Raw genomic sequence first — 23,362 nt, 5'->3', positions numbered from 1 at the left:
ATGGTCTCTTCACGTGTCATACGCAATCTCAAGAAGGAGTTCAGACAGAGCGGGCTCGCGAAGCTCGGGCTGGCGCTGGTGGTGGTCATCGTGTTGACCGCCGTGTTCGCCCCGTTCATCGCGCCCCACAACCCGACCGACCAACAGCTCAACCAGAGCGAGCTGCCGCCGATCGGCTTCTCGCAGACGGAAGAGCGGACCTCTTCGCAGATGGTCGACGGCGAGATCCAGACGGTCACCGAGGAGGTGGAGATCACCGCGGACCCCGACCACGTGTTCGGCACCGACGGGCTTGGTCGCGACATGTTCTCGCGGGTGGTGTACGGCGCTCGGACATCGCTCGCCGTCGGCGTGCTTGGCACGCTGCTGGCGGCGTCGATCGGCGTGCCGGTCGGCTTACTCGCCGGCTATCACCGCGGGCGCGTCGACGACGCGCTGATGCGGATCGCGGACGTGAGCCTCGCGTTCCCCTCGCTCGTGTTGGCGGTCGCGCTGATCGGGCTGTGGGGGCGGGCGGCGGTGGACATCCCCGACCCGTTCGTCGTCGCCGGCCTCGCGCCGGAGATGCCCGAGAGCTTCGTGTTGCCGATAACGGTGGTGATCGTCGTCGGCCTCGTCAACTGGGTGTGGTTCGCCCGCGTCGCCCGCGGGGAGGCGCTCTCCCTGCGCGGGCAGGAGTACGTGAAGGCGTCGCGCGCGCTCGGTGCCGACGACAACACGATCATCCTCCGGCACATCCTCCCGAACGCGGTCACGCCGATCATCGTCCTCGGGACGGTGCAGGTGGCGGCGATCATCCTCTTGGAGAGCTCGCTGTCGTTCCTCGGCTTCTCCGGGACCACGCTGTCGTGGGGCTTCGACATCGCGCAGGGGCGCGACTACGTCTCCTCCGGCCAGTGGTGGATCGCCTCGATCCCCGGGCTCGCGATCATGCTGTCGGTGATCGGGATCAACCTGCTCGGCGACTGGCTGCGTGACGCCTTGGACCCCGGCATCGAGGGCGAAGGGGGTGCCGCATGAGCGACGCCTTCGAGACCGGCGACGCGGCCCCGACGGGGGCGCCCGCGCCCGGCGACGTGCTCTCGGTCCGCGACCTCTCGACCCGCTTTTTCACCGAGGAGGGGCAGATCAACGCGGTGGAGTCGGTGTCGTTCGACCTCCGGGAAGACGAGATCCTCGGCGTCGTCGGCGAGTCCGGCTCCGGCAAGTCGGTGACCGCGCTGTCGCTCGTCGACCTCGTCGAGACCCCCGGCCGGATCACCGCCGGCGAGGTGTGGTACCGCGACCCAGACCTCGCCGAGGAGTTCCGCGGGAACGACGCCGTGCGGGTCGACGGCGACCACGTCGACCTCCGGACGGTGCCGCCGCGCGTCCGACGCTCGCTGCGTGGTCCCTCGTTCAGCGTCATCTTCCAGGACCCGATGAGCAGCTTCAACCCCTCGATCACAGTCGGCGAGCAGATCGCCGAGGCGGTCGAGGTACAGCGCCGGGCGCGGGCGAACCCGCGCTCGACGCGCTCGCGGACGCAGGGGTACGGGCTCGGCAAGTACCTCCTCGACGGGCTCGTCCCCGGCCGCGACTACACGAGCGAGGAGAGCATGGAGCGCGCGGTCGACCTGCTCGGACAGGTCGGGATCCCCGACCCGGAGGAGCGCGTCGACGAGTACCCCGGGCAGTTCTCCGGCGGGATGCTCCAGCGCGCGATGATCGCGCAGGCACTCGCCGGCGAGCCCGACGTGCTGATCGCCGACGAGCCGACGACCGCGCTCGACGTGACGATTCAGGCGCAGATCCTGAACCTGCTGAAGGAGATCCAGGCCGACCGCGGGATGAGCATCGTACTCATCACCCACGACCTCGGCGTGATCGCGGAGATGTGCGACCGCGTCTGCGTGATGTACGCGGGCGAGGTCGTCGAGCGCGGCACGCTCGACTCGGTGTTCGAGGACACGGTCCACCCGTACACGCAGGGGTTACTCGGCTCGATCCCGGACGTGGACGACCCGCAGGCACGGCTCGAACCGATCACGGGCAACGTCCCGAGCCTGGTCGACGCCGAGATGGACGACCGGTGTTACTTCGCCGACCGGTGTCCGAAGGCGATGGACGCGTGCCTCGACAAGCCGCCCGAGGCGACTGTCGACGCCGCCGCCGACCACGGCGCCAAGTGCGTCCTCGCGGACCGCGAGTACGACCCGGCCGACGCGCTCCCGGACGACTACTTCGGCGAGGCCGGCGAGGCAGCCGATCCCGACGACGGGGCCGCGGCCGCGACCGACGGGGGTGAGGGGGAATGAGCGACCCGCTGCTCTCCGTCGAGGGGTTAAAGAAGTACTACGCGGACGACCCGTCGCTCGTCGACCGCCTGCTCGGCCAGGAGTCAGAGAGCGTGAAGGCGGTCGACGGCGTCTCCTTCGAGGTTCGGGAGGGCGAGACGCTGGGGCTCGTCGGCGAGTCCGGCTGCGGGAAGTCGACGACCGGCGAGACGGTGCTACGGCTGCGCGAGCCGACCGAGGGCGAGATCACCTTCGACGGGACGGACGTCCGCGGGATGACCGACGCGGAGCTGAACCAGTTCCGGCGGCGCGCGCAGATCGTGTTCCAGGACCCGTTCTCCAGCCTCGACCCGCGGATGACCACCGGCGACATCGTCACGGAGGGGCTCCGGATCCACGACATCGAGGACAAGCAGGGGCGCCGCGAGACGGCCCGGGATCTGCTGGAACGCGTCGGCCTCTCCGCCGACCAGATCGACCGCTACCCGCACGAGTTCTCCGGGGGTCAGCGCCAGCGGATCGGGATCGCGCGGGCGCTCGCCTTGGACCCCGACTTCGTCGTCCTCGATGAGCCGGTGTCGGCGCTCGACGTGAGCGTTCAGGCGCAGATCCTCAACCTGCTCGAAGACCTGCAGGAGGACTTCGGGCTCACGTTCCTCTTCATCGCGCACAACCTCGGCGTGGTCCGCCACGTCTGCGACCGCGTCGCGGTGATGTACTTGGGGGAGATCGTCGAGATCGGCCCGGTCGAGGAGATCTTCGACGACCCCGCGCACCCGTACACGAAGGCGCTGCTGTCGAGCGTCCCGCGGGCGAGCACGGAGGCGCGCGACGAGGAGTTCGAGACGCTCCACGGCGACGTGCCCTCGCCGCGGAACCCGCCGGCGGGCTGTCGGTTCCACACGCGCTGTCCGGAGGCGCGCGCGGCCTGCCGGGAGTCGGCGCCGCCGGGATACGACGTCGGCGACGGCCGGACGGCGACCTGCTTCCGGACGGACGACGACCACGCGTACTGGGACAGCGAGCCGATCGGCGAGAATGCGGCGGCCAGCGACGAGTCGGACGCGGCGGACGCCGGCGAACCGGCGGACGACTGACCCTGCCCGCGGGCGGCCGCGCGTCCCCGTCGCGGCGACGGTCCCCGCGACCGCTGATTCTTTTATATACTACGGCCCGAACCGGTTCGTCAGTCGTACCTCGCGGTGGGAAGCCGCGCCCCGGTTATTCGTCCCCGTCACATCGCTTGAGACATGACGCACAGCGACTCCGGTTCCGACGGCGGCTTCGCGCGGCGAACGATCCTCCAGGCTGCGGGCCTCTCGGGCGTCGCCGGGCTGGCGGGCTGTATGAGCCAGACGGTCAACACCGCCGCGACCGGCGACGGCGCGGACGCGGCCCAGACCGACGACGAGGGGCCCGCGCTCCCCGAGACGGGGTCGCCGGAGGTCGTCGACCTCGACGAGCGCGGCCGCGAGGTGACGCTGCGTTCGGTCCACGCCCGCCACGCGGCCCACCCCGGCAGCTCGCTCGGCGGGCCGGTCGAGATGCCGGTGACGTGGGCGTTTCAGGCCGACGACGGCACGCCGAGCGTGCCCGGACCGGTACTCCGGGCCACGGAGGGCGACGACCTCTCGATCACGCTCGACAACACCGACGCGGAGATGCCCCACACGCTCCACTTCCACGGCGTCTCGAAGTCGTGGAAGGACGACGGCGTCCCGTCGACGACGGGAATCACCGTGATGCCCGGCGAGAAACACACCTACGAGATCGGCGCGGACGTGCCCGGCACCCACCTCTACCACTGTCACTTCAATACCCCGATGCACATGGACATGGGGATGTACGGGATCCTCCGCATCGACCCCGAGGGGTACGAGTCGGCCGACGTCGAGCAGTTCATGACGCTGAAAGACTGGGACACGCGGCTCTCTCGGTCGTACGGCGGCGAGGACGCGACGTACGACCTCCAGAACCGGCGGCCGGACGCGTTCACGATCAACGGGCGCGTCGCGCCGTACACGTTCAACCCCGACCACGGCTCGCCGGTCGTCGTCAGCGAGGGCGACACGGTGCGGCTCCACTTAGTCAACGCTGGGTTCATGTCGCACCCGATACACACGCACAACCACCGGTTCCGCACCGTCGAGAAGGACGGCGCCGAGTACCCCGAGGTATTGCAATTACCGGAGGACGTGGTGAACGTCGCGCCCGCGGAGCGGCACACCGTCGAGTTCGAGGCGGACGCCGACCCCGGCATCTACCCGATCCACTGCCACAAGGTCGACCACGTCCGGAACGGCGGCTCCTACCCCGGCGGCATGCTCACCGCTGTCGTTTACGAACAGGCGATGGGGACCGACGTGTTCGCGGACCTCATGGAGAAGGCGGGATACGAACTCTGAAACGCTGAAAAACGGTTTCCGGCTTCTCCCCTTACCGCTCGCGGACGACGACGAACTCCGCGAGGTCGCGGAGGTACTCGATCGCCTCGGTCTCCGGGGGGTCGGCGTCGTCGAGGGCGGCGAGCGCGCGCTCCGACTCCGCCCGGGCGCGCTCGTTGATCTCCTCGGGCGACAGCGACGTGACCTGGAGGACCGAGGGGCGGTCCATCTCGGCGTCCTGCCCGGTCGGCTTGCCGAGGTCGTCGGCGTCGGCGGTGGCGTCTAACACGTCGTCGCGCATCTGGAAGGCGACGCCGACGCGCTCGGCGTATTCGCCGAACGAGTCGATTGCGTGCGGCTCCGCGCCGCCCGCGACCGCGCCCAGCTCGGCCGCGGCGCGGAACAGCGCGCCCGTCTTCCGGCGCGCTAACTCCATGTACTCCGCCTCGTTCGTCGGTCGCGCCGCGAGCTCAGTCGCCTCGCCCTCGCCGAGCTCGACCATCGCCTCGGCAACGGTGCGCATCGCGCGCGGCTCGGCGGAGAACAGCGCGAACGCCTCGCCGAGCAGGCCGTCGCTGGCGATGATCGCGGGGCCGTACCCGAACTCCGCCCACGCGGCCGCGGTGCCGCGTCGGACCTCCGAGCGGTCGATGATGTCGTCGATCACGAGCGAGGCGTTGTGGACGAACTCGATGCCGGCCGCGAAGTCGACGGCCTGCTCGGGATCTCCGTCGAACGCCTCGCAGGCGAGGACGGTCACCGCGGGCCGGACCCGCTTGCCGCCCGCGAGGACGACGTGGCCGACCTCGTCGGACAGCTCGTCGGGCTCGACGTCGTCGATGACCGACTCGATCCGGTCTTCGACCAGCCCGACCCGACGCTGCAAGTACTCCATCTACCGTCCGGAGGGACCGGCCGCGCAAAGGCCTAACGGAACGCCCGCCGAACGCCGATTCGGGCGACCGCGACGGCGTTCGCTCGCCCCCGCTCACTGCGGTGGCGCGTGCCTGCGAGCGGCCGCCTTCGGCGGCCGCGAGGAGCACGCGCGAGGGAGTCGCTGGCTCCCGGAGCGAAGCGGAGGGCGCCAGCGACGAGGCTGGGGAGGCGTGAGGTGCGGGGCTGTGCGGTGCGGGGGCGGGACTCGAAGGGGCAGCCGCGAGGCGGGCGCAGGTGAAGTAAGCACCGCAGGAACGAGCGAAGCGAGTGACGAGGAGCGCAGCGAGCGTGCGCCCGCCTCGCGGCTGGGGCTTCGGTGGTGGTCGTGTCGCTCTGCGATTTATAAGCGAATACGTACAGCCTCGCGGCTGGGGCTTCGGTGGTGGTCGTGTCGCTCTGCGATTTATAAGCGAATACGTACAGCCTCGCGGCTGGGGCTTCGGTGGAGTCCCCCCTCCCGAGCTACTATCGGTTATTTATAAGCGAGCAGCTGGAAATTTGGCGGTGTCCGCCGCGGATCCGCGGTCAGTTATTTATAAGCGACCAACAACCGGACCGGCGACCGTCGCCGCCGCTCGGTTCGAGTGATAAACGACGCCGACCGGTCGCCCGATTACTTATAAATAGTGCGCGGGTCGGTCGGCTTCGCGCCTGTCCGTTTATTGGAACCGCACGCCGAGGTCGTGGAGCTTCTCGTTGTTCGAGGCGACGTTGATCAAAAGCGGGGTCAATCCCTCGATTTCGGGTGCGTTGGCGATCCCGCCGGCGTCGAGTGCGCGCAGCCCCTCGATCCCCTCGGCGACGTCCGCGACCGTCCGCTTCGCGTCCCCGTCGTCGCCGATGACGAGCGTGTCGACCCCGAGGTCGGCGTCGAGGTTCGCGAGCCGCGCGGCCGCGAGGTTGTGGAACGCCCCGACGACGTCGACGCCCTCGGGCGCCGCGTCCGCGACGATCGCCGTCACCGATCCCGCGCCCGGCTTGTGGTAGTGGAACCCCTCGTCGTCGCGTTTCATCCCCGTCGCCGGCGAGACCAGCACGTCGCCGTCCTCCAGCGACCCCGCCACCGCCTCGACGGTGTCGCCGACGTGGTACGGCGGGACCGCGAGGACGACGATCCGGGCGTCGGCGGCGACCGCGCTGTTTTCGCCGCCCGCGACGGTCGCGTCGAGCCCGCGGCTCTCCAGCTCGGTCGTGTACTCCTCGGCCTTGTTCTCGGCCTTCTCGGCCTCCCGCGACCCGACGGCGACCCGGTGTGGCGTGTCCGCCGCCAGCCGCAGCGCGAGTCCCTCACCGATGTCGCCGGTGCCGCCCAAGATGGCGATTTTCATACGATCCGTGGGGTCGCTCGCGGCTTATGGGTTGCGTGACCGGCCGTCCTCGCCACGGTCGAAGGCGACCGTAGAGCGGGGCACTTTTGACGGAACGTGCGGAGGCGACGCCCATGGACGAGCAGGACCGCGTGGCCGCGTTCGTCGCCGAGCACGGGTTAGAGACCGACCTCGCCTACCGCGTCCTCGACTTGGAGAGCGAGGTCGGCGAGGTCGCGAAGGAAGTGGCGACCTCGACCGACTACGGCCGGAATCCGGAGGCCGCCGCGATCGCGACCGACGAGATCGGCGACGCGCTGTTCGCGCTGCTCGCCCTCGCCGAGGCGGCCGACGTCGACGCCGACGCGGCGCTCTCCGAGTCGCTGGCGAAGTACGAGGCGCGGATCGAGTCGACCGGCGACGCCGGCTCGGGGCAGTAGCGACCCGGCCGGCGACGCCGGTTCCGGGCAATAGCGACCCGGCCGACGACGCCGGCTCGATGTAGCGGCGACGCCCCGAGGCGTCGGTTCAAGTGCGTCGGCCACCTACCCGACCCATGGCCGAGACTCCGTCGCTCGCACTCCGCTACGTCGTCTGCGACGCCTGCGAGACGGTGTTCGCGCTGCCCGCCGACCCCGACGAGCCGACCGTCTGCGGCCGGTGCGGCGTCCGGGCGCTCCGCGAACTCCCCGAGGTTCGGGGACCGGACGCGTACTTCGCGCCCTGATCTCTGTCCGCGTCCCCCGACTGCGGGTCGAGCGGTCAGCCCCGTCGACTCACCGCAGATCGTCCATCTCTAGCTCTCCGTCGGCGATCGCACGCAGTTCCGCGTCAGAGAGGCGGTCGATCACGAACCGGGGCGTTCCTTCGGGAATCCCGGCCGGCAGCGACCGACCTTTCTCCGCCTCCGTAGGCGCCTCCGCGTCCGCCCGCTTCACCCGCGTTCCGCCGTCCGTCAGAGACGCCCTGCCGACACCGCCGTCGGTCCCGCCGTCAAGGGCCAACCGGCGCACGGTCCGTTCCACCTCCTCGACCGCCGCCGACTGGCGCTCGCTTTCGGCCGCTAACTCCTGCATCTCTTCGCTGATCCGGTTGGACTGCTCGACCACCCCGTCGATCGTCGCGGCGATCTCCTCGGCGGCGGCGGCCTGCTCGTCGGTCACGTCCGAGACCTCGTCGATCCCGTCCGCCGTCTCCGTCACCGCCTCGGCGATGGCCGTGAGGCTCTCCGTCGCGTCGGCGACGCGCTCGCTCCCCTCGTCGACCCGCACCGTCGTCTCCGAGAGGCTCTCGACCGTCTCCTCGGTGTCGGTGCGGATCCCGTCGACCATCGACTCGATGTCGCTCGCGTGTTCCTGTGACTCCTCCGCGAGCGACTTGATCTCGTCGGCGACGACGCCGAACCCGGCGCCGGCCTCGCCGGCCCGCGCCGCCTCGATCGAGGCGTTCAGGGCGAGCAGGTTCGTCTGGTCGGCGATCCCGTTGATCGCGTCGACGAACTCGTCTATCTCCTCGACGCGCTCTTGGAGCGCCTCGACGTCCTCCGCCACCTCGTCGACGGCGTCGCCGATGTCCTCCATGGCGGCCGCGGCGTCGTCGGCCGCGTCCCGGCCGTCCTCCGCGAGCGTCTCCGCCCGGCTGCTCGTGCGTTCGACCTCGTCGGCGGTCGACGCCACCTCCTCGACCGTCGCCGAGAGGTTCGCCACCTCGGAGGAGATCTCGGCGACTCGGTCCGACTGGTCCTCGGCCGCGTCGCCGACCGCGGCGGCGCTGTCGGCGACGTCGTCCGCCGACTCGCGCAGGTCGCCGATCGGCCCTTCGACCTCGTCTTCCACCTCCGCCATCAGCCGCTCGTTCTCCTCGACCGCCTCCGTGAGCTTCTCGCTGTACGAGTGGATGTACGTGTCCGTGACGACCTGCATGTCGAGGTTGACGATCCGGAGGACGGAGAGCAGGTCCTCGATCGCGTCGTCGACCTCCTCCTCGACCGCCGCCGCGGTCGCGTCGTCGAGTTCCTCGTCGACGCCGTCGGGAGCCAGCCGGTCCGTGAGCGAGTCGGTGAGGCGGTCGCCGATGAGCGGGAGGATGAGATCGTAGTACACGCCGTACTGCCCGAGGTAGTGTTTCATCGGCATCTCCAGCATGTCGTGGATCTTGCCGATCCGCGCCCGGTCCTCGAAGTACTCCTCCCCGTAGTCACCCTCCGCGAGGGTCACCAGGTACGCCGACTGCGTCCGCTTGAGCTGTTCGAGCCCCTTCTCCGACCGGCCGATCACGTCGACCGTCTGCTGGTGGCCGGTGAGGTTCTCGTAGAAGTCGTCCGCGATCTGGTCCGCGTTCTCCGCGAACGCGTCCTCGTACCGACTCAGCCGCCGCTCGTCCTCCTCGTCGAAGCCGACGAACTCCTTCCGCCACGCAATCTCGTCGGCGTCGAGCCCGATCTCGTCGACCAGCTCGGAAACGTCGAGTCGGTCGTTCAAACCGCCCCGCCCGAAATCATCGCGGCCGTACTCTCCCGATGTTGGCATGCTGGAGGCTCTCCGCTTGGGTTATATAAACGGCAACTCCCGCGTCTCACGAGTGATAGCGGAACCGCGTGACGGTGGGCGGATCCGACGAGCGGCCGCGCGGCGTCGGCAGCGGTTCAGTCGTCGCCGGCCGCCTCGCTCCCGCCGGCCGCCCCGGCGGTGGCGGCCGGCTCGACGGCGACCGCCGAGTGTTTGAACTCGGGGATCTTCGCCTCCGGGTCGAGCGCGTCGCCCGTCAGCGCGTTCGCGAGCGGCTCCGGGTAGTGGAACGTACAGAACGCCACCCCCTCGCGCACCGCCGGCGTCACGTCGGCCGCGACCTCGACCGTCCCGCGCTCGTTCGAGACGGTCACCCGGTCGCCGTCTTCGATGCCGCGCTCGGCCGCATCGCTCGGGTGGATCTGGAGGACGTCCTCGCCCCGCATCGCGGTGAGCCGCTCCGAGCGCCGGCTGAGCGCGCCGCTGTTGAAGTGCTGGAGCACGCGCCCGGTGGTGAGGACCAGTTCGTCGGCGTCGAGATCGTCCGCGGGCGGGACGGGGTCGACGACCGCGAGCGGGGCGGTCCGGTCGCCGGTCGCGAACGTCTCGGCGTGTAACACGTCGGTGCCGCGTCCCTCCGCGGCCGAGAACGGCCACCGCTGGTAGCCGTCGCCGATCCCCTCGTAGCTCATCCCCTCGTAGATCGGCGCGACGCGGGTCAGCTCGTCGAACGCGTCCTCGGGGCCGTCGTAGTCGAACGCGTCGGGACGGTCGGTCAGCCGCTGACCGAGCTCGGTCAGGATCTCGAAGTCGCGCCGGGCGTTCCCCGGCAGGTCGGCGTTCGGCCGCATCCGCATCACGCGCCGATCGGTGTTCGTCACCGTGCCCGACTTCTCGGCCCACGCGCTCCCGGGGAGGACCACGTCCGCGTGCGCCGCCGTCCGCGTCTCGAACAGATCGATGACGACGCAGAAGTCAAGGTCGTTGAACGCCGACGCGACCACGGTCGCGTTCGGCTCGGTGACCGCCGGGTTCTCCCCGAAGACGACCGCCGCGCGCACGTCGTCGCCGAAGCGGTGCGTCGCCTCTACCTCGGTCAACCCGGGCTCCGCCGGCGGCTCGACCCCCCATTCCGCGGCGACGCGCTCTCTGGCGTCCGGGTCGGTCACGGGCTCGTAGCCGGGGAGCACGCCCGGGAGCCCGCCGGCGTCGCTCGCGCCCTGAACGTTGTTCTGTCCGCGGAGGGGGTTCACGCCGGTCCCCGGGCGACCGACGTTGCCGGTCAGCAGCGCGAGGTTGAGCAGGGCGTGGACGTTGTCGGTGCCGCAGCGGTGCTGGCTCGTCCCCATCCCCGTCACGATCGCGGCGCGGTCGGCCTCGCCGTACGCCCGCGCGGCCTCGCGGATCGCCTCCGGGTCGACCCCGGCCGCCTCGGCGTTCGCGGCGACGTCGACCTCGGCGAGGTGCTCGCGCAGCCGGTCGAACCCGGTCGTCCGCTCCGCGAGGAACTCCTCGTCGACGAGATCTTCCTCCACGAGGACCGCGGCGATCGCGTTCGCCACCTCGATGTCGGTGCCGGGCCGCAGCGGGAGGTGGACGTCGGCCACCTCGGTCGTGTCGTTCGCGCGCGGGTCGACGTGGACCAGCGTCGCGCCGTCGCGGACCGCCGGCAGGAGGTACGACCGGAACGCGACGGGGTGTTGCTCGGCCGGGTTGGCGCCGTTGACGAAGAGACAGTCGGCCTCGCTCAGGTCGTCTAAGGTGTTCGTCATCGCGCCCGCGCCGAGCCGCTCGCTCATCGCGGCGACCGTCGAGGCGTGGCAGAGCCGCGCGCAGTTGTCCACGTTGTTCGTCCCGAGGACCCGCGCGAGCTTCTGGAGGACGTAGTTCTCCTCGTTCGTACAGTTCGACGACGCGAAGAACTGGACGGCGTCCGGGCCGTGCTCGTCGACCACGCGCCCGATCCCGTCGACCGCGCGGTCGAGCGCCTCCGCCCACGGCGCCGTGACGAACCGCCCCTCGTGCCGGACCAACGGCTCCGTCAGGCGGTCGTCGCTGTCGACCACGTCGAACGCGGCCGCCCCCTTCGGGCAGATCTCGCCGCGCTCGTTCACCGGTCCCTCGACGCCGGTCGCGCTTCCCCGCCCGGCGTACTCGATCGAACAGCCGACGCCGCAGAACGGGCAGACGGTGGGGTTCGACTCGAAGCGCCGCTCGTCGGTCTCAGTCGGGTCGGTCATCGATCGTCGATAGGGACTCCACGACCCTCCCGGTGCCACCGGAGTTGCGTGGTGTTTTAAGACGCCACGCGCTCGCCGTGGCGCCCCGCCCGGCGACGATCACCCCGTCACGGTGTCGCCGCCGACCGGCGCCACGCGGCTGCCGAGCGACAGGACTCCCGAGGTCACGAGGCAGGCGGTGAACGCGATGGTGCCGAGCTTCCCGCCGAAGCCGACGAAGTACGGCGCCGCGCCGACGAACCCGACGCCGGCGACTCCGCCGGCCAGCAGCATCGGCCCGGTCCCCGGGATCCGCTCCGGCGTCGCCATCCCGGCGAACGACGCGCAGAAGGCGACCGCCGCGACCGCGTCGCCCGCGGCGAACAGCGGCGGGCAGACGACTCCGGCCGCGAGCCCGATGACCGCGGATCCGACGACCGGACCGTGGTCGAGCCGGACGCTCACGAGGAACGTGGCGACGGCAGCGAGGGCCGCCGCGACGACGAGTCCCGCCGCGACGCGTGGCTCCGGGGTCGTCCCCGTCCCGGGGGCCAGCCCGCCGAACGCCGCCACCGACAGGCAGCCGACGAACGCCGTCGTCCCGAGCTTGCCGCCGAACCCGTTGAACGCGCGCTTGGCGGCCACGAACGCGACGGCGGCCGCGAGGCCCGCGGCGACGACCGGTCCGATGTCGGCGCCGGCCGCCGGTGTAACCATCCCGACGAACGAGCCGCAGTACGCGGGTGCGCCGTACGTCTCCGAGAGGAGGAACGCACAGAGTCCGACGAGCGCCGACGCCACGACCGGCCCGACGCCCACCTCGACGGAGAGCGCGTAGGTGACCGGCGCCGCGGCGGCCACGGCGGCCGCGTTGCCCGCGTCGGTCCGCGTGACGCTGAAGCCGTCCGTCCGCAGCGCGTATCGGGTCTCCTTCGCAGCGGTGTAGCCGAGGCTCACCGCGGCGATGGCGAGGACGACCGTTCCGATCAGCGGATCCGGAGCGCCGACCGTCCCGAACGCCAAGCCGGCGGCCGCCGCGACGCTCATTCCGACCCCGGCACCGGCCAGGGCGAACGCTCCGACGGCGTGAATCGCTCGGTTCACAGCCGCGACTCCGAGCCGAGGACCGATACCGATCGACCCTCAGTACTGCGGGCCTTCTCGGGGGCGAACGTCCCGTTCGTTGGGGATCAGGCCTTTGTGTCCGTCGCACCAACCCGCGTTCGATGGGAACCGACGGGAAGTCGGCCGGTAACCACGTGACGCCCGACGGCGTTCGGGCGGGGATCGCGATCCACGGGACGGGGAACTGCCCGCTGGTCGACGCATCGACAGCCCACGACGGCCCGATCACGGGCGTCAACTGGACGCACGCGGGTGACACGCACACCGAGGAGTTCCGCGTCCGCCACCCGGACGTGGTCGACGCCGCGGAAGGCATTCCGGACCCCGAGTCGGTCGTCGACCTCGGCGACGAGCGGGTGTACCGGTACGACCGCCCGCGCGACGGGGAGTGCGCCTGCCGGATCATCGAGGAGCTCGACTGTCCGATCGCGGACGCGCGGGCCGAGGACGGGGTCCTCCTCTTAACGCTCCACCTCCCCGACCTCGAACGGCTGCGCGACATCGTCTCGGCGCTCGACGGGACCGCGGAGCGCGTCGAGGTCCGCTACCTCGTCCACGGCGCGTCGCGCGGCGACGAGGTGTCGGATCGGACGCTCGTCGACCGCGGCCGGCTCACCGACCGCCAGTGCGAGGTGCTGCGGACCGCCTACCGCATGGGCTACTTCGAGCGCCCCCGCGACGCCAACGCGAGCGCGGTCGCCGACGCGCTCGACATCTCCCCCTCGACGTTCGCCGAGCACCTCGCGACGGCCCAGCGGAAGCTCCTCGAAGAGACGCTCGCGAAGAACTGAACCCTCCGCTCCGCACCGTCTCAGGCGGCGTGTTCGTCGATCGCGGATTCGAGCGTCGCGCGGTCCTGCGCGCCGACGAACCGGTCGACCGCCTCGCCGTCCGCGTACAGGACGAGCGTCGGGATGCTGCGCGCCCCCAGCTGCTGGGCGACCGCCTGATTGGCGTCCACGTCGACCTTGGCGATCGCGGCGTCGGTCTCGGCCGCGAGCGCCTCGATCGTCGGCTCCATCATCTGACAGGGGCCGCACCAGTCGGCGTAACAGTCCACGAGGACGACGTCGTGGTCGTCGACCGTCCGCTGGAGCTCCTCCGTTCCGTTCACGTGGATCGGCTCGTTTGGAGTCGCCGATCCGCTGCCGTCGCCCGCCTCGGTTCCGGCGCCGCCGTCGAGCGACTCTCCGTCGTCGAGACGCGCTTCCAGTTCCCGTCGCTTCCGTTCGCGGATGCGCTCGCGCTCCGTTTTCGCGTCGTTCCCCGCCGAATCGTTCGCGTCGGCTGCGTCGCTCATACACCAGTATTGGGTACTTGGAACAATATACTTTCCGCCTCCGGATCTGATTGACCTCACTCCGCCGACCCGACGAGGTCGTCGAGACCCACCGCGGCCAGGTCCACGTTCTCCGCGACGAGGTCGGCCGCCCGCTCGTACGGGGAGCGGTCGGCGACCGTCGCGTCCGGGCGCGCCCGGCCCGCGCTCGCGAAGACCGTCTCGACGAAGGCGTCTCGCACCGCCGCCGTCTCGAAGAGCCCGTGGAGGTACGTGCCGAGGACTCGCTCGGTGGCGACGCTCTCCGCGCCGAGGGGCGCTGTCGCTAAGTCGCCGCTCGCGGCGTCATCGAGGAGCCGCGTCCGCCCCGCGTGGATCTCGTACCCGGTCGCGCGCCCCTCGGCGCCCGCGATCGGACCGACGCCGTCGACGGCGCACGTCACGCGCTCGACGCGCTTGTCGGTCGAGAACTCGGTCTCGACGGGGAGGAGCCCGACGCCAGGCACCGTCTCGCGGTCGCCGACGCCCTCGACGTCGGCGTCGACGAGCCGATCCCCGAGGAGCTGGTACCCGCCGCAGACGCCGACCACGGGGCCGTCGAACGCGCGCAGTGCCGCGTCGAATCCCGCCTCGCGGAGCGCGAGCAGGTCGTCGACGGTGTTCTTCGAGCCCGGGAGGACGACCGCGTCGACCCCGTCGAGCGCGGCGTCGAGCGGCAGGTAGACGACGCGGACGCCCGGCTCGCGCGCCAGCGGCTCCAAGTCGGTGAAGTTGGAGATCCGCGGGAGCCGCGGGACCCCGATCCGGACGCTCGCGTCCTCTGGGACGCCGTCGTAATCGCCGAGGACGCCGCCCTCGCCACTAATACCGCCGTCGCTCCCGTCCTCGGCCCGCTCCGCGTCCGGCAGCGAGAGGCTGTCCTCCGCCGGCAGTCCCGGGTCGTCGTGCGGGACGACGCCGACGATCGGTACCCCCGTTCGCTCCTCGATCTCCGCGATCCCGGGTTCGAGGAGCTCCGGGTCGCCCCGGAATTTCGTGATCACGGCGCCAGCGACGCGCTCGCGGAGGTCGTCGGGGAGCAGTTCGAGGGTCCCGTAGAGGCTCGCGAACGCGCCGCCGCGCTCGATGTCGACCGCGACTAGTATCCGGGCGTCCGCGAACCGCGCGCACTCGACGTTCGCGAGGTCGCGGTCGTGGAGGTTGATCTCCGCGATGCTCCCTGCCCCCTCCGCGACGATCACGTCGTGTTCGGCCGCGAGACGCTCGTGGGCCGCGACCGCGGCCTTCCGAGCGTCGTCCCAGTGGTCGTCGTAGTACGCCGACGCCGGGGCGTTCGCGACCGCCTCGCCGTCGACGATCACCTGACTCTCGCCGCCGCCGCGAGGCTTGAGCAGGACGGGGTTCATGTCGGTCGTCGCCGGGACCTCGGCCGCCCGCGCTTGGACGTGTTGAGAGACGCCGATCTCGCCCCACTCGCCGTCGGACGTCAGCGCGACGCGCGCGTTGTTGCTCATGTTCTGCGCCTTGTACGGGGCGACCGAGACGCCCCGCCGCGCGAGCAGTCGGCAGAGCCCGGCCGCCAGCGTGCTCTTGCCGACGTGGCTCGCGGTGCCCGCGATCAGGACGGTGTCGGCTCGGTCTTCCCGGGCCTCCGTCGCGTCGGCGTCGGTCATGCGGGTCCAGATCGCACGGTCAGTACTCCGTCCCCCGGCGAGCGCGCTGCCCGTCGTCGAACGGATGCGCGACCTTGCGGACGTTCGTGATCAGGTCGGCGACGCCGTCGAGGTACTCGGGCTCGGCGTGGCTCCCGGTGAGGATGAGTTCGAGGTCCTCGGGTTTCGACTCGGCGAGCGCGACGACGTCATCGGGCGCGACGAGCCCGCGGTCGGCCGCGTACAGCAGCTCGTCGAGTATCAGCATGTGGACGCCCTCCTCGGGTTCGCCGTCGAGCGGGAGCGGTTCGGTCAGGTCCGCCTCGGCCGCGCCCGCGACGAGCGCCTCCGCGCGCTCGAAGGCGGCCGCGGCCTTCGCCTCGTGCTCGTCGTCGGCCGAGCCGTCCAGCAGGCCGTGCCAGCCGTAGTGGCCGGCGTTCTCGTAGGAGAACCCCGGCACGGCCGCGATCGCGTTGTACTCGCCGCGGACGCCCTCGACGCTGTCGGCGCCCCCCTTCATGAACTGGAGCATGTGGACGCGGTGGCCGTGGCCCGCCGCGCGGAACCCCATCCCCATCGCCGCCGTGGTCTTCCCCTTGCCGCCGCCCCACCAGGCCTGGACCAGCCCGAACTCCTCGGGCGCGGCCGGTTCGATCGGCTCCGGCTCGGGCGCCTCGCCGCCGCCCGGCGTGCGGCTCCGGTCGCCGGCCCCGGTCTCATCGGCCTCGTCGCGCTCTCCGTTCTCGCCGTTCGATACCTCGCCGTCGGTGGTGTCGTCGTTCGTCGTCATGGGTCGAAAACCTCCGCCCGCTCGTCGGTGACGACGCCGTGTTCGGCGTCGGCCACCGGGCCGGGCACGTCGCCGTCCGGGTACCGCGACCGCAGGCTCGCGCGGACCGCGTCCCGGACGCAGGCGCGGGCCGCCCCGCCGACCGCCGTGGCGCTGCCGGAGAACTCGGCGGGCTCTCCCTCCGGGTCGTCGCCGACGACGACGGCGTCGCTCGTCGTTCCCGGGACGCCCGCCGCCGCGAGCAGCGTCGCCGCCTTCGCCTCGGCCGCGACCGCGACGAGGTTCGCCGCGGCCCCGGGCGCGAGCCGCCGCGTCGTCCCGACGATCAGGTTGACTGTTCCGGGGTCCGGCGGGGTCTCGGTACGCCCCGTCGCCTCGCGCAACTCGGTCGCGCCCGCCGTCCCCGCGGTCGACGCGGCCTCGCGCTCCACCGGCAGCATCGCGGGGTTCGAAAGCCCGACCGTCGCGTACGCGACGACCGAGCCGAGCCGCGCTCCCCGGGCGTGGTCCATCGAGACGCCCGTGAACAGCGTCGGGGCGGCGTCGGGATCGTCCTCTACGTTCCCCTCGGCGCCGAACCCCGCCCGCGCCAGCCGTTCCTCTCGGTACGCCGCGAGGTCGGTCCGGTCGAACCCCTCCGGAACGGTCACGTTGTACGCGGTCGCCGCCCGCGACCGGCCCCCGTCCCAGCCGGTCGAGAGCCAGCGCGTCCCCGGCCGTCTGAGCCGGAGGACGCCCTCGCTGACGGTCGCCTCAAACATCGGCGCCTTCACCTCCGTTCCCGTCTCCGCCGGCATCGACCCCCAGCGCCGCGAGCAGGCGGCCGTTCTCCGCCGGGCGGCGCACCGCGACCCGAACGTGCGAGTCGAGGCCGCGGAACGACCGCGCGTCGCGGACGGCGACGCCACGGTCGCGGGCCCGCTCGATGACGCGGTCGACGTCGCGGTCACCGACGTCGAGGAGGAGGAACGGCGCCTCCGAAGGCGCCACGTCGTACCCCTCGGCGAGCGCGGCCCGCATCTGTTCGCGCTCCCGCCGAACGCGCTCGCGGGTCTCGCGGACGAACCCGTCCTGCCGGAGGCAGTACTCGCCGGTCGCGAGCGCCGGGGCGCCCAAGTTCCACGTCCGGCGGGCGCCCCGCAGCGCCGCGACGAGGTCGCCCGTCGCGACCGCGAAGCCGGTCCGGATCCCGGGCAGCCCGAACAGCTTGGTGAGCGCTCGCGCGACGACGACGCCGTCGGTCCCCGCCAGGGACTCGCGCTCGGTGAACCCGAGGAACGCCTCGTCGACGAGCAGGACGGTCCCGGCCGCCCGACAGCGCGCCGCGAACGCGAGCAGCGCGTCGCGGTCGTAGCCGGTCCCGGTGGGGTTGTTCGGCGTGCAGACGACCGCGAGCGCGTGGCCGCTCGGGTCCGCGTCGAGGACGCGGTCGGCGTCGACGAACGACGGCTCGCCGCCATGAAGCCGGACCTCGCGGGCGTACTCGCCGAAGCTCGGTGCCGGGAGCAGGGCAGTGTCGCTGTCGTCGACCGCAAGCGCGACAGCGGCCCGGATCGCCGCCAGCCCGCCCGGCGTCGGGACGACCGACTCCGGGTCGCAGTCGACGTAGTCGGCGGCGGCCGCCCGGAACGCGGCCGGCGGCTCCGGCGGGTACGTCCGCGCCCGCTCGAACGCCGCCCGGTACACGCGCTCGACCCCCTCGGGGACCTCGGGGTTCGCGTTCGCGCTGAAGTCGAGCAGGTCGGGGTCGTCGCTGCTCCCGTGCGGTTCGCGACCGAGCGCCGCCGCGCGCTCGCGGTTCACGGGGGGTCACCTCCCGGCGACCCCGTGCCCACGTTGCCCGCGTCGAGCCAGTCGACACCGCCGCTCGGGAGCGCGGGCGCATCCCGGTCGCCGGCGAGGATCCGCTCTGCCAGCCGGCGGTCCTCTGGGCGGTTGACGTTGACCGCGAGGCGGGCGTCGCGGGTCGCGCGGACGGCCTCGTCGCCCGCGCCGTCGAGCGCGCCGACGACGTTGACCCCCGCGGGGACGCGGTCGACAGCCGTGTTGCCACCCTCCGCCTCGCCGCCCTCCGCCTCGTCGTACCGCGTCGCGGCGTCGGCGCTCGCGCCCAGTTCCCGCTTGCGCGCCGCGGGCACGCGGACCGACAGCGCGTCGGCGTCGGTCGCCTCGTGAGCGTCGAGGACGGCGTCGACCGCCGTCCCGTCGAGCAGCGGGAGGTCGACCGCGAGGGTGAGCGTCGGCGCCGTCGGTCCCTCGGTCAGCGCCGCTTGAAGATCCGCGACGTAGCCGTCGCCCGGCGTGTCGACGACGACGAGTTCGAGCGACGCCTCCGCCGAACTCGACGCCCCGCCGTCCCGCCGCGCGACCAGCCGCTCGCGCGTCCGCGGGGTGTGCGGCGAGACGGCCGTGTACGCGGTCTCGACGCGGCTCGCGGCGAGGGCGTCGAGGGCGCGGTCGATCATCGGCCGCCCGGCGACCGGCGCGAGCGGCTTCTCGCCGTCGCCGAGTCGCGTGCCGCGGCCGCCGCACATCACGAGAGCGTCCACGCGATCACCCCCGCGTGGAGCCCGACGACGCGGGCGAGCTCGTTCGTCGCGCCGAGCACGTCGCCGCTGACGCCGCCGAGGCGCGAGCGCGCCCACGCGAACACGAGCGCGGCGGCGACGCCGGCGGCGGTGAGCACGACCGCGATCGGGGCGACGGATCCGGGCCGGACGGCGATAGGGTCGACGGCGTTGGGACGGACGGCCGGCCACCCGAGCAGCAGTACGGGCGCCGCCGCGAGCGCGACGCCGCCCAGCGCGCGCGGCCCCGACGCCTCGGTCAGCGCGGACCCGAGTCCTTCGTGCGCCGCGTCGCCGACGCAGACGAGCGTCGCCGTCGCGGCCTTCGCGCCCACCTCGGCGGCGACGACGAGAACGACCGCGTCGACGAGCGAGAGGCGGGCGACGTCCGCGATCACCGTCGCGGCGGTCACGAGTCCGACGACGACCAGCGCGAGCGCGACCGTTCCGCCGACGCCGAGCGCGGAGTCCTTCATGACCTCGCGCCGCCGGTCGGTGTCGCCGTGGACGACCGCCGCGTCGCCGAGGTCCGCGACGCCGTCGAGGTGGGTGATTCCCGTGACGAGGTAGAGCCACGCGGCGAACGCGACCCCGACCGTGAGCGACGGCACCCGGACCGGTAGCAGTGTCGCGGCGGCGACGGGAAGCGCGAGGAGGGCGCCGACCGCATACCCGACCGCCGGTATGGCCGCGGGCGTCCGGCGGAACGCCTCCCAGTCGCCCTCGCCGCCGCCCACGGGGATCCGAGAGAGGAACCCGAGCGCGCCGCGGAGCGCGGCGACCGTCAGGACCACGCGATCACCCCCGCGAGCGCGAGGAGCCACCCCGCCGCGGCCGCGAGCGCGACGCCGCCGGCCGCGCCGACGAGTCGTACGGCATCGCGTGCGGCCGCGGGCGTCGGCGGCGCCGCCCCGCCGTCGAGGGCGTACGCCCCCGGCTTCTCCAAGCGGACGCCGAGCGCGACCGCGGCCGTCGCCATCGGCCACCCTGAGTTCGGCGAGGCCGGCTCGCGGGCCAGCGGCCGCGCGCGCCGCAAACTCCCGGGGGACCGGGCCGCGACGGCGAGACAGCACGCCGCGGTCCGCGCCGGGAGGAACATGACCGCGTCGTCGAGTCGGGCGCTCGCCCGGCCGACGGGCTTCGACCGGTAGCCGAGCATCGAGTCGAGCGTGTTCACGCCCTTCGCCCAGCCCGCGGCCGCGACGCCCGCGGCCAGCGCGCTCGCGGCTCCCGCGGTCCCGCCGAAAACCGCGGCGAGTGCGACAGCGGCCCCAGACCCGATCGCGAACCAGAGCAGCGGCGCGACGAACCCGTCTGCGAGGTTCTCGGCCGCGCTCTCGACGGCGGCGCTCCGGACGTCGGCCGGCGAGAGGTCGGCCGGGTCGCGCCCGACGAGCGCCCGGACGGACTCGCGGGCCGCGTCCGGGTCAGCCTCGCTCTCGGCGACGACCTCGCCCGTCACGTCGAGCAGCATGCGCAGGCTCGCGGCCGAGAAGAGGACGGCGGCCGCGACGGCGACGGCGAGGACCGGCACGTCCCCCACCCGCGGCCCGAGGGCGGCCGCGAGCCAGACGCCCCCGCCGCAGACCGCGGCCGCGGCGAGCGGAAGCGCGACCGCGACGGCGACGCCGACGAGCCCCGGACGGCCCCACTCTCGGTCGAAGGGCGCGACGACGCTCCCGAACAGCGCGACCGGGTGGATCCGCCGCGGCGGCTCCGCGAACGCGAGGTCCAGCCCGATGGCGATGAGAAGCGGAGCGAGCAGGGTGACGGCCGGGGTCGAGAGGGAGCCGACTCCCGTCACCGTTCCACCTCGTCGAGGAACGTGTCGAACGCGCCGCTCTCGGCGTGGACGTGGCAGTACGTCCCGAGGGTCCGGTACTCGGTCAGTCCCTCCCGGTCGCCGTCGATCCCGGTCCCGCGCTCCACGTCGAAGGCGAACCGCGCGTCGGCGGCGACGTCGGCCGCGGAGTAGTGGAACTCGTGGCCGCGGAGCCGCTCGCCGGCGCTCGCCGTGAGCGTATCGCTCCGGGCGCGCAGTTCGACGTGATCGAGCGCCTGGTACCGCTCGCGGCGCTCGACGGTCGCGGGGAGGACGCCCGCCATCTCGTGGGTGTCGCCGTCGACCGTCGTCAGCGTCTCGGCGAGCGCCATCAGCCCGCCGCACTCGCCGAGGACGGGCGTCCCCTCGGCGGCGGCGTCCGCGATCGATCCGAGCGCGGGGCCCGCGGCCAGCGCCTCGGCGTGGAGCTCCGGGTAGCCGCCGGGGAGGTAGACGCCGTCGCAGGGCGGGAGGTCGTCGCCGGCCGCGGGCGCGAACGGGGCGACGGTCGCGCGCTCGCGGAGGCGCTCGCGGGTCGCCGGGTAGACGAACCGGAAGGCCTCGTCGTCGGCGACCGCGACCCGCGGGCGGTCGCCGCTCTCCGGGGAGTTCCCGGCGGACGGCTCGGTCGTCGCCTCCGCGGCCGGCGTCGGCTCCCGAGCGAGGTCGAGCAGGCGGTCGGTCCGGAGCGTCTCGGCGGCCGCGTCGAGCGTCGCGTCGTCGAGCGGGGCTTCCTCGCCCATTCGGAGCCCGAGGTGACGTTCGGGGATCTCCAGGTCCTCGCGGGGCGGGATCCGGCCGCAGTAGGCGAGCTCGTCGGGGAGCGCCTCGCGGATCCCGTCCTCGTGGCGGCCGCCGTACGCCCGCTGGGCGATCACGCCGGCCACGTCGACGTCGTGGGACGTCCGGTCGGCGTACGTCGCGAAGCCGAGCGCGGTCGCCGCGACGCTCTCCATCCCGGCGCTCGCGTCGACGACGAGGACGACCGGGAGGTCGAGCGCGGCGGCGACCCCGGCCGTGCTGGCGGCGCTGCCGTCGTATAACCCCATCATCCCCTCGACGACGCAGACGTCGCCGTCGCCGCGGGCGTAGTTGCGTCGGAGCCCGTCTTCCCCCTGAAGCCACGGGTCGAGCGTCCGCGACGGGCGCCCGGCGACCCGGGCGTGGTGGCTGGGATCGATGAAGTCCGGGCCCGCCTTCGCGGGCTGCGCGGTCCGCCCCGCGTTCTCGAACGCGCGCAGCGTCGCGAGCGTCGCGACCGTCTTGCCGACGCCGGAGGCCGTTCCGCCGAGGACGAGCCCCCTCACCGCGCGTCGCCTCCGTTCGCGGCGGGGGCTTCCTCCTCCTCCTCGGTTCCAGCGCGGTCGGCGAGCAGGCGGTCGGTCACGGCGGCGATCCGGTCGCGGATGGCGGCGTCGGCGACGCCGGCACGCTCCGCGAGCGCGAGCGCTCCGCCCATGCCGACGCCTTCCTTCGCCTCGCCGCGGGCGTACGCCGCCAGCGCGGGGTGGTCGCCCTCGGCGAATCCGGGGTCGGCGGCCGACAGCGTCAGGTCGAGGTCATCGGCGAGGGCGGGGAGGTCGGCGGTCGGGTCGTCGGCGACGAGCGACGTGGTCGCCAGCGGGAGCGGGCGGTCGACGCCTGCGTGCCGGGCGAGGGCCGTCGCGGCCGCGAGCTGGGTGCCGCCCGCGAGGGTGACGTCGACTTCGGTGTCCGCGCAGCCGACGATCAGTCCGGCGACGGCGGCGAGGACGGGGTCGCCCGCCAGTCGGACCGCCTCGATCGGGTCGCCGGCCGCGTCGCCCGGGTCGATACCGCTCGCGTCCAGCCCCTCGGCGACGACGCGGCGCTTGCGCTCGATCGGGTTCGCCGGCAGCGACGAGGAGACGGCGGCGCGCTCGCCGAGCGCGGTCAACGCGCCGAGCGCGGTCGTCGTCCCGCCGGGGATCGTCTCGGCGACGAGGAGTTCAGCGGATTCGTTGTCACCGTCGCTCCCGGGGTCGACCTCGTCACCGAATTCGGCCAGTTCGGGGGCTAACTCTCGGGCTCGCTCGAAGACCGCCGCGGCCTCCGGGACCGGTTCCGGGTCGCGGACGTCGCCGCCCGGGGCGGCGCCGGCGTCGCGGACCGTCGCCGCGGTCGGCGCTTCCAGTCCGGCGTCGAGAAACTCGACGGGGAGCGACTCGGGGCCGAGCAGTTCGCGGACCGCCCGGGTGACGACCGCGGGCGTCGGGCAGCCGCCCGGGCTCACCGGCACGGGCGAACCCGGCGCGGGGCGCCCCGCCTCGACGATCTCGAGGTCGGCGCTCGGCGTGTGGACGCGGATCTCAGGGTCGGCGCCCGCCGCGCTGATCCCGTCGATGGCGGCCGTCTCGGTCGTTCCGGCGACGACGACGAGCCTCACGTCGCCCATCCGGAACCCCCTCCGTCGAGCCCGCGGCCTCCCGGTGCGGCGTCGGTGTGTACCACTGGCGGTTCATCGATACAAGTGAACTTTA

22 protein-coding genes are annotated in these 23,362 nt (G+C 72.8%); 7 read left to right on the top strand and 15 right to left on the bottom strand.

Going from position 1 to position 23,362, the window contains the following annotated elements:
- From J7656_RS14025 to J7656_RS14010, 4 genes are all read left to right on the top strand, one after another.
- Positions 1 to 1,020, top strand: coding sequence for an ABC transporter permease (locus tag J7656_RS14025; RefSeq protein ID WP_017342290.1), 1,020 nt, complete (start codon positions 1 to 3; stop codon positions 1,018 to 1,020).
- Positions 1,017 to 2,297: an ABC transporter ATP-binding protein gene (locus J7656_RS14020; RefSeq protein WP_017342291.1), complete on the top strand. Its 1,281-nt coding sequence runs from the start codon at positions 1,017 to 1,019 to the stop codon at positions 2,295 to 2,297. Before J7656_RS14025 ends, J7656_RS14020 begins: the two co-directional genes overlap by 4 nt.
- A complete protein-coding gene (locus tag J7656_RS14015; RefSeq protein ID WP_017342292.1) occupies positions 2,294 to 3,373 on the top strand; it encodes an ABC transporter ATP-binding protein in 1,080 nt (359 codons plus the stop codon). The genes J7656_RS14020 and J7656_RS14015 overlap by 4 nt, the downstream gene beginning before the upstream one ends.
- Before the next feature lie 153 nt (positions 3,374 to 3,526).
- A complete protein-coding gene (locus J7656_RS14010; protein ID WP_017342293.1) occupies positions 3,527 to 4,681 on the top strand; it encodes a multicopper oxidase domain-containing protein in 1,155 nt (384 codons plus the stop codon).
- 31 nt (positions 4,682 to 4,712) lie between these two features.
- Here the strand turns inward: J7656_RS14010 and J7656_RS14005 are convergent, their stop codons facing one another.
- Positions 4,713 to 5,555: a polyprenyl synthetase family protein gene (locus J7656_RS14005; protein ID WP_017342294.1), complete on the bottom strand. Its 843-nt coding sequence runs from the start codon at positions 5,553 to 5,555 to the stop codon at positions 4,713 to 4,715.
- Between the two features lie 700 nt (positions 5,556 to 6,255).
- Positions 6,256 to 6,924 carry an NADPH-dependent F420 reductase gene (gene npdG, locus J7656_RS14000; protein WP_211553616.1) on the bottom strand — a complete coding sequence of 223 codons (669 nt, stop codon included), beginning with the start codon at positions 6,922 to 6,924 and terminating at the stop codon, positions 6,256 to 6,258.
- Between the two features lie 113 nt (positions 6,925 to 7,037).
- Here npdG and J7656_RS13995 point away from each other — a divergent pair, with 113 nt between their 5' ends.
- Complete coding sequence (locus J7656_RS13995; protein WP_017342296.1) at positions 7,038 to 7,343, top strand: MazG-like family protein; 306 nt, start codon at positions 7,038 to 7,040, stop codon at positions 7,341 to 7,343.
- Between the two features lie 116 nt (positions 7,344 to 7,459).
- The gene (locus J7656_RS13990) at positions 7,460 to 7,630 is read left to right on the top strand and encodes a hypothetical protein (RefSeq protein ID WP_017342297.1); all 171 of its coding nucleotides are present in this window, start codon (positions 7,460 to 7,462) and stop codon (positions 7,628 to 7,630) included.
- 49 nt (positions 7,631 to 7,679) lie between these two features.
- On the opposite strand, the gene J7656_RS13985 is transcribed toward J7656_RS13990, so the two are convergent.
- The 3 genes from J7656_RS13985 to J7656_RS13975 form a co-directional block, all read right to left on the bottom strand.
- The gene (locus J7656_RS13985) at positions 7,680 to 9,431 is read right to left on the bottom strand and encodes a methyl-accepting chemotaxis protein (protein ID WP_017342298.1); all 1,752 of its coding nucleotides are present in this window, start codon (positions 9,429 to 9,431) and stop codon (positions 7,680 to 7,682) included.
- 116 nt (positions 9,432 to 9,547) lie between these two features.
- Positions 9,548 to 11,650 (bottom strand): formate dehydrogenase subunit alpha, encoded by a 2,103-nt coding sequence (gene fdhF / locus J7656_RS13980; RefSeq protein ID WP_211553615.1) that lies wholly within the window; start codon positions 11,648 to 11,650, stop codon positions 9,548 to 9,550.
- Between the two features lie 99 nt (positions 11,651 to 11,749).
- Positions 11,750 to 12,733, bottom strand: a complete 984-nt coding sequence (locus J7656_RS13975) for a hypothetical protein (protein WP_017342300.1) — start codon at positions 12,731 to 12,733, stop codon at positions 11,750 to 11,752.
- Between the two features lie 122 nt (positions 12,734 to 12,855).
- Here J7656_RS13975 and J7656_RS13970 point away from each other — a divergent pair, with 122 nt between their 5' ends.
- Complete coding sequence (locus J7656_RS13970; RefSeq protein ID WP_017342301.1) at positions 12,856 to 13,545, top strand: helix-turn-helix domain-containing protein; 690 nt, start codon at positions 12,856 to 12,858, stop codon at positions 13,543 to 13,545.
- 20 nt (positions 13,546 to 13,565) lie between these two features.
- On the opposite strand, the gene trxA is transcribed toward J7656_RS13970, so the two are convergent.
- The 10 genes from trxA to J7656_RS13920 are packed head-to-tail and all read right to left on the bottom strand — an operon-like array spanning position 13,566 to position 23,277.
- Positions 13,566 to 14,054 carry a thioredoxin gene (gene trxA / locus J7656_RS13965; protein WP_211553614.1) on the bottom strand — a complete coding sequence of 163 codons (489 nt, stop codon included), beginning with the start codon at positions 14,052 to 14,054 and terminating at the stop codon, positions 13,566 to 13,568.
- Positions 14,055 to 14,110: 56 nt separating this feature from the next.
- On the bottom strand, positions 14,111 to 15,706 hold the full coding sequence (locus tag J7656_RS13960; RefSeq protein WP_211553613.1) for a cobyric acid synthase: 1,596 nt from the start codon (positions 15,704 to 15,706) through the stop codon (positions 14,111 to 14,113).
- A 19-nt stretch (positions 15,707 to 15,725) separates the two neighbouring features.
- Positions 15,726 to 16,475, bottom strand: coding sequence for a cob(I)yrinic acid a,c-diamide adenosyltransferase (locus J7656_RS13955; RefSeq protein ID WP_017342304.1), 750 nt, complete (start codon positions 16,473 to 16,475; stop codon positions 15,726 to 15,728).
- Positions 16,472 to 17,236 carry an adenosylcobinamide amidohydrolase gene (locus J7656_RS13950; protein WP_026046156.1) on the bottom strand — a complete coding sequence of 255 codons (765 nt, stop codon included), beginning with the start codon at positions 17,234 to 17,236 and terminating at the stop codon, positions 16,472 to 16,474. Before J7656_RS13950 ends, J7656_RS13955 begins: the two co-directional genes overlap by 4 nt.
- On the bottom strand, positions 17,229 to 18,278 hold the full coding sequence (locus tag J7656_RS13945) for an aminotransferase class I/II-fold pyridoxal phosphate-dependent enzyme (protein WP_017342306.1): 1,050 nt from the start codon (positions 18,276 to 18,278) through the stop codon (positions 17,229 to 17,231). Before J7656_RS13945 ends, J7656_RS13950 begins: the two co-directional genes overlap by 8 nt.
- Complete coding sequence (locus J7656_RS13940) at positions 18,275 to 19,009, bottom strand: GTP--adenosylcobinamide-phosphate guanylyltransferase (RefSeq protein ID WP_026046157.1); 735 nt, start codon at positions 19,007 to 19,009, stop codon at positions 18,275 to 18,277. The genes J7656_RS13945 and J7656_RS13940 overlap by 4 nt, the downstream gene beginning before the upstream one ends.
- On the bottom strand, positions 19,009 to 19,836 hold the full coding sequence (gene cobS / locus J7656_RS13935; RefSeq protein ID WP_211553612.1) for an adenosylcobinamide-GDP ribazoletransferase: 828 nt from the start codon (positions 19,834 to 19,836) through the stop codon (positions 19,009 to 19,011). Before cobS ends, J7656_RS13940 begins: the two co-directional genes overlap by 1 nt.
- The gene (locus tag J7656_RS13930) at positions 19,827 to 20,846 is read right to left on the bottom strand and encodes a CobD/CbiB family cobalamin biosynthesis protein (protein WP_017342309.1); all 1,020 of its coding nucleotides are present in this window, start codon (positions 20,844 to 20,846) and stop codon (positions 19,827 to 19,829) included. Before J7656_RS13930 ends, cobS begins: the two co-directional genes overlap by 10 nt.
- On the bottom strand, positions 20,843 to 22,171 hold the full coding sequence (locus J7656_RS13925) for a cobyrinic acid a,c-diamide synthase (protein ID WP_017342310.1): 1,329 nt from the start codon (positions 22,169 to 22,171) through the stop codon (positions 20,843 to 20,845). Before J7656_RS13925 ends, J7656_RS13930 begins: the two co-directional genes overlap by 4 nt.
- A complete protein-coding gene (locus tag J7656_RS13920) occupies positions 22,168 to 23,277 on the bottom strand; it encodes a nicotinate-nucleotide--dimethylbenzimidazole phosphoribosyltransferase (protein WP_017342311.1) in 1,110 nt (369 codons plus the stop codon). Before J7656_RS13920 ends, J7656_RS13925 begins: the two co-directional genes overlap by 4 nt.
- Positions 23,278 to 23,362: the final 85 nt, after the last annotated feature.

The organism is Halorubrum ruber, assembly GCF_018228765.1.
GTDB lineage: Archaea > Halobacteriota > Halobacteria > Halobacteriales > Haloferacaceae > Halorubrum > Halorubrum ruber.
Note: the sequence above shows the minus strand (reverse complement) of the source record. Positions and strands in the feature narration are given on the sequence as shown.

What these genes read in the sequence shown, in the direction of transcription:
- J7656_RS14025 (WP_017342290.1), top strand. Translation starts at nt 1, where the DNA reads ATGGTCTCTTCACGTGTCATACGCAATCTCAAGAAGGAGTTCAGACAG.
- J7656_RS14020 (WP_017342291.1), top strand. Translation starts at nt 1,017, where the DNA reads ATGAGCGACGCCTTCGAGACCGGCGACGCGGCCCCGACGGGGGCGCCC.
- J7656_RS14015 (WP_017342292.1), top strand. Translation starts at nt 2,294, where the DNA reads ATGAGCGACCCGCTGCTCTCCGTCGAGGGGTTAAAGAAGTACTACGCG.
- J7656_RS14010 (WP_017342293.1), top strand. Translation starts at nt 3,527, where the DNA reads ATGACGCACAGCGACTCCGGTTCCGACGGCGGCTTCGCGCGGCGAACG.
- J7656_RS14005 (WP_017342294.1), bottom strand. Translation starts at nt 5,555, where the DNA reads ATGGAGTACTTGCAGCGTCGGGTCGGGCTGGTCGAAGACCGGATCGAG.
- npdG (WP_211553616.1), bottom strand. Translation starts at nt 6,924, where the DNA reads ATGAAAATCGCCATCTTGGGCGGCACCGGCGACATCGGTGAGGGACTC.
- J7656_RS13995 (WP_017342296.1), top strand. Translation starts at nt 7,038, where the DNA reads ATGGACGAGCAGGACCGCGTGGCCGCGTTCGTCGCCGAGCACGGGTTA.
- J7656_RS13990 (WP_017342297.1), top strand. Translation starts at nt 7,460, where the DNA reads ATGGCCGAGACTCCGTCGCTCGCACTCCGCTACGTCGTCTGCGACGCC.
- J7656_RS13985 (WP_017342298.1), bottom strand. Translation starts at nt 9,431, where the DNA reads ATGCCAACATCGGGAGAGTACGGCCGCGATGATTTCGGGCGGGGCGGT.
- fdhF (WP_211553615.1), bottom strand. Translation starts at nt 11,650, where the DNA reads ATGACCGACCCGACTGAGACCGACGAGCGGCGCTTCGAGTCGAACCCC.
- J7656_RS13970 (WP_017342301.1), top strand. Translation starts at nt 12,856, where the DNA reads ATGGGAACCGACGGGAAGTCGGCCGGTAACCACGTGACGCCCGACGGC.
- trxA (WP_211553614.1), bottom strand. Translation starts at nt 14,054, where the DNA reads ATGAGCGACGCAGCCGACGCGAACGATTCGGCGGGGAACGACGCGAAA.
- J7656_RS13960 (WP_211553613.1), bottom strand. Translation starts at nt 15,706, where the DNA reads ATGACCGACGCCGACGCGACGGAGGCCCGGGAAGACCGAGCCGACACC.
- J7656_RS13955 (WP_017342304.1), bottom strand. Translation starts at nt 16,475, where the DNA reads ATGACGACGAACGACGACACCACCGACGGCGAGGTATCGAACGGCGAG.
- J7656_RS13950 (WP_026046156.1), bottom strand. Translation starts at nt 17,236, where the DNA reads ATGTTTGAGGCGACCGTCAGCGAGGGCGTCCTCCGGCTCAGACGGCCG.
- J7656_RS13940 (WP_026046157.1), bottom strand. Translation starts at nt 19,009, where the DNA reads ATGTGCGGCGGCCGCGGCACGCGACTCGGCGACGGCGAGAAGCCGCTC.
- J7656_RS13920 (WP_017342311.1), bottom strand. Translation starts at nt 23,277, where the DNA reads ATGGGCGACGTGAGGCTCGTCGTCGTCGCCGGAACGACCGAGACGGCC.